Origin of the sequence: Streptomyces synnematoformans, from assembly GCF_039531005.1 — a bacterium.
GTDB lineage: Bacteria > Actinomycetota > Actinomycetes > Streptomycetales > Streptomycetaceae > Streptomyces > Streptomyces synnematoformans.
Map to the genome: position 1 here is coordinate 48,191 of NZ_BAAAPF010000010.1, position 11,813 is coordinate 60,003.

The 11,813-nt window shown below is 70.6% G+C and carries 6 protein-coding genes and 1 pseudogene; 2 read left to right on the plus strand and 5 right to left on the minus strand.

What is annotated here, in order from left to right; genetic code table 11:
- The first annotated feature begins 419 nt into the window (after nt 1-419).
- Entirely contained in the window at nt 420-5,435 is a 5,016-nt protein-coding gene (mobF, locus tag ABD317_RS04350) for a MobF family relaxase (RefSeq protein ID WP_344287991.1), read from the plus strand.
- A 146-nt stretch (nt 5,436-5,581) separates the two neighbouring features.
- Nucleotides 5,582-5,911 carry a hypothetical protein gene (locus ABD317_RS04355; protein ID WP_344287993.1) on the plus strand — a complete coding sequence of 110 codons (330 nt, stop codon included), beginning with the start codon at nt 5,582-5,584 and terminating at the stop codon, nt 5,909-5,911.
- Between the two features lie 95 nt (nt 5,912-6,006).
- Here the strand turns inward: ABD317_RS04355 and ABD317_RS04360 are convergent, their stop codons facing one another.
- From ABD317_RS04360 to ABD317_RS04380, 5 genes and pseudogenes are all read right to left on the minus strand, one after another.
- Nucleotides 6,007-6,981: a hypothetical protein gene (locus ABD317_RS04360; protein ID WP_344287994.1), complete on the minus strand. Its 975-nt coding sequence runs from the start codon at nt 6,979-6,981 to the stop codon at nt 6,007-6,009.
- Nucleotides 6,978-7,622: a P-loop NTPase family protein gene (locus tag ABD317_RS04365; protein ID WP_344287995.1), complete on the minus strand. Its 645-nt coding sequence runs from the start codon at nt 7,620-7,622 to the stop codon at nt 6,978-6,980. Before ABD317_RS04365 ends, ABD317_RS04360 begins: the two co-directional genes overlap by 4 nt.
- A gap of 173 nt (nt 7,623-7,795) precedes the next feature.
- Nucleotides 7,796-8,500, minus strand: a complete 705-nt coding sequence (locus tag ABD317_RS04370; RefSeq protein WP_344287996.1) for a hypothetical protein — start codon at nt 8,498-8,500, stop codon at nt 7,796-7,798.
- Complete coding sequence (locus ABD317_RS04375; RefSeq protein WP_344287997.1) at nt 8,501-10,828, minus strand: type IV secretory system conjugative DNA transfer family protein; 2,328 nt, start codon at nt 10,826-10,828, stop codon at nt 8,501-8,503.
- A 206-nt stretch (nt 10,829-11,034) separates the two neighbouring features.
- Nucleotides 11,035-11,813 (minus strand): annotated as a pseudogene (locus ABD317_RS04380) (hypothetical protein); the annotation flags it as partial.

Sequence of the window (11,813 nt, forward strand, 5' to 3'; positions counted from 1 at the left end):
CGCGGGGAGGCCCGGCGGGGGTCGCGATGTCGTCGGTGCCGACCGTAGCGCAGACGTGCGGCAGGGGGCCACCACTCCTTCGAGACCTGCGGCCGAAGCCGCGGCGGGGGGTCCGGCAGCTACGAAGGCCCGGCGCTGGCGCATCTCGGGGCAAAAGACGCGCGCTCCCGCGCCGTCGAGGCGCACCGATACGGGCAGCAGCCCCCGCCGCCGAAGCCGCAGACCCGCCGCACCTCCTTCCCGGAATCTCCGACTCTGACCTCCCCGTAGCCCCATGATCACCAATCCCCATCTCTCACTCCGATCACCTTAGTCACAACGTTCCGTAACCTCCATGCCCACTGCAATGATCTAGCACACCAATGCATCACGATCCGATGGCTGTTCTTGATCTTGAAATACAGCTACTCTGCGTTGCGATGCTTTCGATCTCCGCAGGTAGCGATCCTCGGTACCTGACCAAGGAAGTTGGTCAGGGCGCCGAGCACTACTATCTGCGCAGCATCGGTGAGGCGGGCGAGCCGCCCGGCTACTGGCTCGGGGACGGCCTGGAGGAGCTGGGGCTGTCCGGCGAGGTCGAGAACGAGGTCTTCGAGGACCTGTACACGCACTGGATCGACCCGCGGAAGCGGGACGAGATGTACGCCAAGCTCGACGCGATCCCGCACGAGAAGGGCACCGAGGAGTACGCCAAGGCGGAGAAGACGATCCGCAAGGAGGCGACTCTCGGCAACCCGCCGAAGAACTACGAGAAGGCGTTCGAGAAGCGCCTGGACGCCGCGCTGGAGAAGGCCCGCGCGCAGGCCCCCGGCGGGGAGCTGACCCCGGAGCAGACCAAGAGCATCGAGTTCTCCGTCCGCAAGGAAGCCCCCAGCGCGACGCTGTACTACGACCTCACCTTCAGTGCCCCGAAGTCGTATTCGGTGTACCACGCCGCGCTGCAGGTCAAGGCGATGGAGGCGCGCGAGTCGGGCGACGCGGAGCTGGCGGCGGAGTACACGCGCAAGGCCGAGAAGGTCTGGGACTGCTGGAAGGAAGGCGTCCAGGCCGGGCTGGGGCACATGCAGGAGGAAGCCGGCTACTCCCGCGCCGGCCACCACGGCAAGGCCGTCGAGGGGCGGGCGGCCGGCCGGTACGTGGACGCCCACGAGTTCATCGTCGCCGGCTTCGCTCAGCACACGTCGAGGAACGACGACCCCCAACTCCACGTCCACGCGACCGTGCTCGCCAAGGTCAAAACTACGGATGTCGACCCGGTCACCGGCGAGGAGAAGACCGTCTGGCGCAGCCTGGACGGGCGGGGGCTGTTCAAGCACAAGCAGGCCGCCGGGCACATCGCCGAGTTCGTCGCCAACGAGGCGCTGGAGCGGGAGATGGGCGTGCGCGTCGAGATGCGCCCGGACGGCAAGGCCCGCGAGATCGTGGGCATCTCCCAGGAGCAGCGCGACCTGCACAGCAGCCGGCGCCGGGGCATCGTCGAGGGCGTCGCCGAGCTGGCCAAGGCGTACGAGGAGGCCCACGGCGTCGAGCCGAACGCCTACGTGCTGGCCCGCATGTCGGAGTACGTCACGCTCGACCAGCGCAACGCCAAGAAGCACGACGCCACCAGCCGTGAACAGCTCCTTGCGCGCTGGGATGCCGCCACCCAGGACCGCTTCCGCGAGAGCCTCGCCGGCGTCCCGGACCACGTCGCCGAGCGGTCCGCCTCGCACGAGCTGCACCGGCCGGCACGCCCCTTCAACCCCGAGGTCATCCAGCGCCGGGCGATCCAGTCCGTGCAGGAGCAGAAGGCCACCTGGACCCGGCCCGACCTGATTGTGGAGCTGACCAAGGCGCTGCCCGACACTCTTGGCGGCCTGGAGGCCCAGCAGGTCACCGACCTGCTCAACCAGCTCGCCGACGACGCGCTCTCCCCCACCGCCGACAACGGCGTCGTGTGCACGAAGGCCCCGGCGCTGGTCGACGTTCCGGCCGAGCTGCAGCGCCGCGACGGTACGTTCGTCTTCGAGCCGAACCCCGCGACCTGGGACCGCTACGCCACCGAGCACCACCTGCGCGTCGAGGAACGACTGCGCCAGTTCGCCGGCGAGCGTGGCGCCCCCACCGTGCCCACCGAACTGGTCGAGGAAGTCATCGACCGCCGCGGCCTGAAGGGCGCGCAGGCCGACTTCATCCGCGCCGCGGCCACCTCCGGCCGCAAGGTCGACGTCTTGGTCGGCCCGGCCGGCGCGGGCAAGAGCTACACCATGGCCGCCCTCACCGAGGTCTGGGAATCCCATGAAGACCGGCAGGTCATCGGTCTGGCCAGCGGTCAGCGCGCCGCCCAAGTGCTGCGCGACGAGGGCATCGAGAACGTCGCCAACATCAAGATGACGCTGCTCAAGAACAGGGCCATCGCTGAGGGGAAGAACGTTTCCGACGCGGACATGTACCGGATTCCCCGGGGCGCGCTGGTCATCCTCGACGAGAGCGGGATGACGGACACCGACGACATCAACGAGATCCGCAAGCTGGTCGAGGCCAGCGGCGCGAAGTGCGTGCCCGCCGGCGACCCGGCGCAGCTGTCCGCCATCGGGGCGGGGGGGATGTTCGCGCAGTGGGTCGAGGAGGCGCCCGGGGTCCACGTCCTCGACGAGGTCCGGCGCTTCCGGGACACCGACCCGGTCACTGGCGAGAAGACCGTACGGCAGTGGGAGGCCGACGTCTCGCTGAAGCTGCGCGCCGGGGACTCCGAGGCGCTGGAACAGTACGAGCTGCACGGCCGCTTCCGCGGCGGCTCCGCCGAGGAGATGACCGAGCGCGCCTACCGGGCGTGGATGACCGACCACCTCGCCGGGAAGAACCCGCTGCTCATCGCTGGCGACAACGCCCAGGTTGCGGAGCTGTCCGCGCGGGTGCGCGAGGACCTGGTCCGCGCCGGCCGGGTCTCCGAGGACGGCGTCGTGCTGCGCACCGGCCGGGAGGACCACGGCATCGAGACCAAGGCCGGGGTGGGCGACCGCATCCAGCTGCGCCGCAACGACCGCAGGATCACCGCCGCGAACGGCGACTTCGCGGTCAACCGCACGGTCGCCGAAGTCACCGGCGTCACGGACAACGGATCCCTGGTGGTGCGGCTGGAGGACGGCGCCCGGATGCACCTGCCGGCCGCCTACGTGCAGAACCACGTCGAGCTGGCGTACGCCGCGACCGTGCACGGCGCCCAGGGCCGCACGGTCGGGGTATGCCACTCCCTGGTCGACGAGACGACCAGCCGCGAGGCGCTGTACGTGATGCTCACCCGCGGCGAGGACGGAAACTACGGCTGGGTCATCACCCACCGGGACGGCGACGGCATCAAGGCCGAGGACGTCCCCCACCACCTCGCCGCCCTCGACTCCACGCTGCAGCGCAGCACCCTGGAGAAGACCGCAACGCGGACCATCGAGGCCGAACTGGAGCGCCGCGAGCACCTCGCCGTCCTCGAACCAGTCTGGTCCGGCGTCAAGGACCAGGCCGCCGACGAGCGGTACAGCCGGGCTCTGCACCAGGCGCTGGGCTCCGAGGAGTACGAGCGGCTGCGGTCCGAGGAGTCGTACGGCAGCCTGATGCGGCTGGCCCGGCACGTCGAGGAACAGGGCTACGACGCCGAGGACCTGCTGGTGCGCACCGCACGCTCCCGCGAGCTGGACACGGCCGACGACCACGCGGCGACTCTCCACTGGCGCCTTGAGCGAGCCTTCGAGCACATCGAGCGTGACAGGGTCCGCGCCGAGGAGGCCGAGCAGCGCGCCGCGCTGGCCGAGCAGCGGGAGAAGGTCGACACCGCGATCGAGGCCGCACACCAGCCGGTGGACCCGAGCGAGCTGCAGCGGCTCGCCGAGGACCCGCACGCCGAGTTGCTCAAGCAGACCCTGGCCGAGCAGATGTACGTGGAGACCCTCCAGCTCGACGAGGGCGAGGAGGACCGGCGGCACGAGCAGATGGCGGACGCTCGCGAGGGTTCCCGCGAGCTGGACGCCGACGACGTCGAGGACCTGGCGGTCGTCGGCCGCCGCGTCGAGGAGGAGGCGCACTCTCCCTTCGAGGAGTTGATGGCGCAGAACGACGCCTTCGCAGCGCACGCCGGGGTGCTCCACGCCGGGCAGGACAACGAGGTCGCCCAGCGGCAGGCCGCCGAGCGCGCCGCCGAGTGGGAGGCCACGGACACCTACGCGGCCCGCACCCCGGCACTTCCGGGCGAGCTGGGCCGGGTCATGGACGAATGGGCAGCCGAGATGGACGCGCGCGTCGAGCGGCTCGGGCAACGCGCCGCCGACGAGCCGCCGGCATGGGCGATCGAACGACTGGGCCCCGTGCCGGACGATCCGATCGAGCGGGCCGACTGGGAGCTGCGCGCCGGCCGGGTCGAGCGATACCGCGAGGCGCACGGTCACGACGACGAGCGCAACGCCATCGGGCAGCAGCCGCCCCGCGGCGCGGTCGAGGCCCGCGCCGACTGGGAGCGCGCGCGCCGGGCCCTGGGGATCGACGAGCGGGAGGCCGACATCGCCCGCGCGTCCGACGAGACGCTGCACCAGATGGTCGAGCGCGGCGAACGGGAAGAGAGCTGGGCCCCGCCGTATGTGGCCGACGACATGCAAAAGGCGTTCACCGCGCAGCGGGACTTCGCCGACCAGGCCACGCAACTGGAGCTGCGCGCCCAGGAGACGGCGGAGAAGGAGGCGGCCGAGCACGAGGAGAAGGCCACCACCGCGGTCTCGAACGTGCAGACCGCGCAGGGCAACATCTGGATGTCGGACCAGGAAGCTCAAGCTCTGGAACTGCAGCAGGTGCCCACGCTCCAGGCCGAGATCGACCCGAGCCATCTGGTCAAGGACGCTCTCGACCGGGCGACCACCAGCCGCAGCATCGCCGCGACCATGGGTGACCGCGCGCAGAAGTTCCAGGAGGTCCAGCAGGCCCGCGAGCAGTGGGCCGAGGAGACCCAGACCGTACGCGACGAAGCCGACCTCGCCCGCGTCGAGCTGGAGCGTCGCGCCCCCGCGCCGGAGACCGCCGAAGCCGCCGCCACTCCCACACCCTCGCCGCAGATGTCGGTGCAGGAGGAACTCATGCAGGCCATGGAGCAGGCCCGCATCGCACAGGAGATCCTCCAGCAGCGTGCCCAGGAGCGGGAGCAGGCCGCCGAACAGGAGCGAGAGGCGGAGCGCCAGCAGCCGCAGGCCGAGGAGACCGAACGCGAGCGCCGGAATGCCGGCATGGACTTCGAGGCCGAGTACGAGCGGCTGGGCCAGGAGATGGCCGGCCACGACCGCGACATGGAACCGACCGCCATCACCCCGGCCGCGGCCGAGCCGGAGGTCGCCGTACCGCAGCCCGAGCCCGCCGCAGCACCCGCGCCGGCGCCCCCGGCGCCGCCGATGCCCGACATCGGGCCCGACATCGACATGTAGGCGAAGGGCCGGCGGGCAGCTCGCCGACCCTTCGAGCCTCTGCCCGGCTGTCCGTGCGGCCCGCTACGGTGCTCTGTATGGCTGAGAACCCGACGTGGAACAAGCGGCCGGAGGGGGCGAGCGCGCCCCCTCCTCTGCCAGACGCCGTGTCAGCCTCCACCCAGGTGGGGCAGCGCACGGTCGGCGAGATCACCGCGCTGGTCGAGGACATCCGCCTCGCCCTGTCCCAGGGGTACGAGATGCCGGAGTTCCACGAAGGCGTCCAAGCCGCCTATCAGTGGGTACTTGGTCTGAGCCCCGCCCCGTTCACCGGCCGTACCGGCATCCCTGACCGGGCCCAGTTGTGGGCCGAGGACAATGCGGCCGACGAGGCGCTGCGCACCGGGCCGCGTCGTACGTTCGCCAACGGCGTGCAGCACGCCGTCATGTGGGTCCGTGGCGCGACCGAGGAGCAACCTTGGTTCTGGCACCAATGAGCTGACACCAGGCCGCCCGAAGCCAGCCGGTACGACGCCGAAGCCCGCCCTTCGTTCTCGGGGCGGGCTTCGTGTTCGGCGCAGGGCCGGGGCGCTCACACGTCCGGGAAGTTGTCTGCCGCGTGGGCCAGGTGGGTGCGCAACTGCTTGGCGAGCTTGTCCGCCTTGGCCTGGTCGACCTTCGCCGCCTTCTTGTAGGCCGCCGCCATGCCGCGGGTCTTCCGGGAGAAGTCGCGGGCCGCGGCCACGTACTCTCCGAACGCCTTCACCGGGTCGACGGCGGCCTCTGCCTCGGCGGCTTCCTTTTCGGTCTGCTTCTTGGCCAGGTCGCGGACCCGGCCGGTGAGTTCTTCTTCGCTCAGTTCCTCATCGGCCTTGCGGGGGAGCTGCTGCACGATGCCGGTGATCGTCTTTTGGCTGACCCTGTCCCGTCCGGTCACCTCCACCGCCGCGCGGTAGGCGTTGGCCGCGACGCTGGCGCCGTAGTCCTCCCGCAGGTACGTGAGCGCTTCAGCCGCCCGCTGACTGATGACAAGTGGCTTCTGACCTTGGGTTTTCTCCGAGTCCCGCATGCGGGACTGATCGTTCGATTCAAGTTCGATTCGTGCGGGTGAGGTGAGGAGCGCCGCGACCTCAGCGCCCGCGATCTGGCGGTACGCGTTCGACGTCGACATGCGCCCCACGTCCTGGATGAACGCCTCAGCGGTCTCGTAGTCGCGACGCCACAGCCGCCCCTTCAAGGAGATGTGCAGCGCCTTGGCCGCCACCCACCACGCCTCCTGGTACTGCTGGAAGCTGCGCCGGCACAGCTCCCACCGCTCCTCTTCGTCCTCGGTGAGCGGCCCGGTCGCGTCGGGGGCGTCGACAACCTCGGGGAGGTCGTCGAGCCTGATCATCGGCTGCGGCCGACCCTGGGCAATGACCGGCTCCTCATGCAGCGCCGGCGGGGAGGAATCGGCGCTCTCCGCTTCCGGCCCGGAGGTCGTCTCCGCGGCTTCGCCGGCCTGCTGCGCGGCGCGGCGCTCCTTGCGCCGCCGACGCAGTTCTGCCGGGTCGGGCGTCCCGCTCACTTCTTGATCAACCCCCGTTGCTCCATCTCCGTCACGAGTTCGTCGAAGTGCGACCCCGCCGCGTGGATCGGGACGCCCTCTGCGGTGCTGGCGTACTTCTGGATCGCAGGGATCTCCGTCGTGAAGACGTTCCAGTCGTCTTCGACCAGCGTCTTGCGGATCCCCTTCGGGGCGACGACGCTGCTGGGCTGGACACGGCACAGCAGCACCCAGGTCTTGGGCTTCGCCTTGTCCGCGCGCTTCGGCACGACCTGGTTGATGAAGAAGTCCATCGGCAGTTCGTCCATGCGCTCGACATCGCTGTTCGTCGCCGAGCACGCGACGATCGCCAGGTCCGCCACCCGCAGCACACTCCACCCGATGCCCGCATGGTTCTCCAGGTGGCCGCAGTCGACGGCCCCGATGTGGCCCTCGGGCAGCTTCTTCGGCGCCTCCACGTGGAAGCGAGTCGACGCCTCCTTGTGGACCTCGAAGGGGTAGCTCCCGACCGGCCGCGCCTCCCACCAGCGATACAACTGCTCGGACTCGTCGGCGTCGAACCCGACCACGGGGTAGCCACGTTCATGCAGGGCGTGCAGCAGCCACGCTGTGATCGTGCTCTTCCCCGTCGACCGGGGCGAGATGGTGGCGATGAAGGACATGCTCGGCACAATACGCGGCCAACCGCGGTCGTCGGAGAGGTCCCGCAGGGCTACCGCCGTACGAGCGCACTTCGATCCCTGCCGCGCTGCGCCGGCGGCCCGTACCGGGTGCACACGCAACAGTGGCCCGCTCCGTCACGAGCGGGCCGCTGTGGCTGCGGCAGAAGGGAGTATCAGTCCTCCGGCGGGGGCGCCGGTTCACGCCGGCGGGCGATGTTGCGCTCCATGTACTCCAAGAAGCCGGGGTCGGCGAAGTCCCGGACGGTGAACGGCGGGGGCGGGGGGTTGGGGTTGGCTTCCGTGGGCTGGATGGGTACCGGTACCGGGTGCCGGGGGACGGGCAGGCCGTCGCGGGGCAGCCCGCAGTCCTTCAGCTCCTCCTTGAGCAGTTGTTCGGTCGCCGGCCACCAGCGGTGTTCCCACTCCAGTCCCCGGGTGGGCGGGACCTGCGGCGATTCGTACGACCACTGGTGGGCGCCGCGCAGGGCGGTCAGCGCGATGCGTACGCGGGTGTGCCGGTACCAGCACGGCTTCCACACGTCCTGGGCGTAGATGGGCCACAGGATGTTCTGGCACCAGCCGGTCAGCCAGTCCCACAGCTCCCGGGCCTGGTTCTGGTCGATGTCGTCGGTCCAGTTCGGGGAGACCCCGGGCCAGTCCGGTTCGGGGTCCGGTTCCGGATCGGCCTGCATCGCCGCGATTGCCTCGACGATCCCGGCGAGGGTTTCGCCGAGGCCGCCCACCCGGGTGGACAGCCCTTCCAGTTCGGCGTGGAGGTTCTGGTCCTCCAGCTCCTTCAAGCGGGTGCGGACCTCGGAGATGTGGCCGGTCAGCGTCAGCAGCATGTCGCCGACGCTGACGTTCACGTCGTCGGCCACTTAGAACCCCGTCTCGTCGTCGTCGGTCCAGCCGCCGTCCGTCCCGGTCCACGCGCGGCCGGCGTCGTCGGTGCCGGTCTTGTGCAGCGGGATGGGGGCGGTCCGGTCGGCGGGCTCAGCCGGCGCGGGAGCAGGCGCGGGGAGCTGTTCGAGGTGGCCGGTCGGCTCGAAGGCCGGCTTCGGGGGCGCAGCCGAGGACGAGTCGGGCGGCGGCTGGATGGGTTCGGCGCGCAGCACCTGGGCATCGCGCGGGCCGGGCAGCGTCGTGGAGGCCCAGGAGCAGGCCGCCGGGTCGGCCGTCCACGGGCTGACGTCCGGGCCGGTCGGCGCCCACGGGGCCTGGGGCGGGTCCCACATGTCCGCCAGCTCGTCCTGCAGGTGCGGGACCGGGGCGGTCGTCACGGCCCTCGCCTTGCGCTTGCGGGCCCTTTCCGCCGCCCGCGCCGCCTTCTCCTCTTCTTTCTCCGCGTTCTTGATGTCCTTGCGGCCCCACACCGGGGTGAAGTTCGCGACCACCGGGCCGCCGAGGTGTTTGCGCAGGATGAGGATCTCACCCGGCTCCAGATTCATGATGTCCGCGGGCGTCATGGTGTCGACCTCGACGCGGGTCCAGGACACCGACTCCTTCATCGTGCCGTCCGCCCCGGGGGTCCGGGAGTGGCTGTCCTTCTTCTCCTTGTGCCGGCCGCACAGCTCGCTGAGGTCTTGCAGGTGCTCCTTGTTCGACAGGCCGCCCATGATCAGCTTCACGCAGTTGTCCCAGATGGTCTGGTAGCCGTACTTCCCCCACCGCTCGTAGATCTGCGCCGGGGACTGGAAGACGGAGTGGATGTTGATGCCCAGGCCGCGGGAGTCGGCCGTCCACAGCGGCAGCGGCACGCTGCAGATCAGCGCGGCTTCGTCCAGGACCATCGTCCAGGGCGGGTCCAGCCGGCCGCCGCGGTTCATCGGGGCCCGCCGCCGGGCGTGCTCGTAGATTTCGCCGGTCAGCGCCGTGAACAGAGGGCCGATGCTGCCCATGCCGTCCTCGCGGCCGAGGAGGTACAGGGTGTCGCGGGAGGTGAGGTAGGCGTCGATGTCGAACTGCCCCGTGCCGGGGTCGTGCGCCTCCTCGATGATCCGCTGTACCCGCGGCGCGTCGAGGAACATGAACGTCTTGGCCAGCGTTCCGAACACGTTCTCGCTGGTGGTGGGCTTGCCTTCGACCTTCTGTACCTGCTCCAGGTCCTCCTTCCAGCCGCGGGGGGCGACAGGGCGGGAGGGGCGGAACGGGTCGGGGTGTTCGTGCTTGGCCAGGATGTTGATGGCTTCGTGGTTGCGGACGTTCTTCGACCAGCGGGCGACGTCCAGCAGGCTCAGCCCGGCAGCGTCGGCCGCCCACAGGAACGCCTTGAGCACGCTGTAGCTGGAGGTCTGCCAGAACGTGCGGTTCTCCACGCCCTTCGTCGCGTCCGAGCCCTCCAGGAGGTACTGGGCCCGGCGCATCGAGCGTTCGACGCCGAGTTCGGGATCGGAGCAGCCGATCACCGGGTCGTGCGCGATGTCGGAGACCCGGCCGGCGATGCCCTGCGGGTTCCAGACCAGGACGCGGCCCACCCGGGCCCGCATCAGCTCGGTGTGCCAGACGACGTCGGGCTTCGTGGAGGTCGCCAGCACGGCACCTTCCGCGTCGATGATCCAGTTTGCGATCTTCGACGTCTTGCCCGAGCCCATCGGCGCCAGCATCAGCGAGCTTTCCTCGATCGACATGTACAGGTGCAGCCGGGTCTTGCGGCACCGCCCTAGGTAGACGCCCACCGCGTTGGTGGGCACCCGGCGCGGCGGCACCCCGGCCAGGGAGGGGCGCAGCGTCCTGCGCTTCTTGACGAGCTGGCCGCGGCCGAGGTGCTTGCGCAGCTGGCGCTTCGCGGCGAACCCATCGGAGTTCCCCGACAGGTCGAAGTCGCCGCGGACCTTCAGGTATCCGGCGCCGACCAGGCCCACGCTCATCGCCACGGACAGCAGCGGCTGGCTCTCGAACATCGCCGCACCGGCCTCAGCGAGGCCGCTGACGATGGTGCCCAGCAGCTCGCCGTTGCCCGGTTCGTCGGTCGTGGTCTCCGCCGCCAGCAGCGTGGCGGGCACCGTCAGCCCGGTGATCCGGACACCGGGACGCTCCAGGAGGCTCAACGCGGCCGGCCGCGCGCCGTTGACGTCGGCGGTGGGGCTCCATGTCTCGTACTGGTCGGCGTTCTGGTCGGCCGCCGAGCTGGCCGCCTCCGCCGGGGTGGTGTCGGCGGAGAGAGGGGTCGAGTTGGTCAGGGCGGTGGCCTTACTGTTGTCGTTCACGAAGGTCTCCTTCGTACGGGCCCCGGGGTGCAGTAGCCGCCAAGCTCTTAATGCGCCTCCGGGGCCACTTCTGTCTGTATACGTCTCGGTACTGACAATCGCGGCAGGATGTTTGCCGATCGTTACGGAGCTACTACGCGCGGTCAGGGCGCCTCCCGCCAGGCGGGATGAGATGCGAAGACCGTCCCGCGGCCCGCACTCGCCGCTCACCGGACGTCCTCCGGGTCCGCGTCCTCCCGCGGCGCGGGGACGGGAGCGCTCTGCAGGTACTCCGTCAGGAGGTCCTCGGAGATGTGCGAGCGCCGGACGGTGTCGAGCTTGAGCGTGTCCCCGCTGGCCGCAACGATCGCCGCAGCGAGCTGGCGACCGCGCAACGCCCGGGTCTCTTCTGGCAGGTTGCGGTATATCTCGGCGACCTGGTCCCGGTTCCTGCCACCCCGGCCGGAACGCGAGGACGGCGCGGGATCCAGCTTGGCCTCCACCCGCTTGGGCGCGGGGCGGCGGGCCGGCGCGGCAGGAACCGGGGTCGGCTCCACGATGACTTCCGCCGGCGGCTCGACGACGGGCTGCGGATCCGCCTCTGGGCGCGGCTGCTCGTACAGGGCGGGGTGCTCCCGGCCGTACTGCTCGGCCGCAGGCGCAGGCGCAGGCGGGGGCACGGGGTCGGCGTACGGGACGTGCACGGCTTCCTGCCGCCAGTCGGCCACCGGATCCGGGACCGGCTCACGCTCGATCTCAACTGCCTCCGGCTCGGCGGGCGGCGGCAACTCGCGGGACTGGACCAGCTCCGGCGGCTCGATACCCGCCGCCGCCAGCCCTCCCGGGGCCGTCTCCGCCAGCGGCACCCCGTACCGCGCCAGCTTCAGCGGCATGACCGCCTCCACCGGCGCCTTCCGCCGCCACGCGCGGCCGTAGCGGGCGCGCAGCCGGGCGCGGTAGACCATGCGGTCCTGTTCGAGGCGGATGACCTCCTCGTACGACCGCA

Coding starts and splice junctions, on each gene's coding strand:
- mobF (WP_344287991.1), top strand. CDS start 420: ATGCTTTCGATCTCCGCAGGTAGCGATCCTCGGTACCTGACCAAGGAA.
- ABD317_RS04365 (WP_344287995.1), bottom strand. CDS start 7,622: ATGTCCTTCATCGCCACCATCTCGCCCCGGTCGACGGGGAAGAGCACG.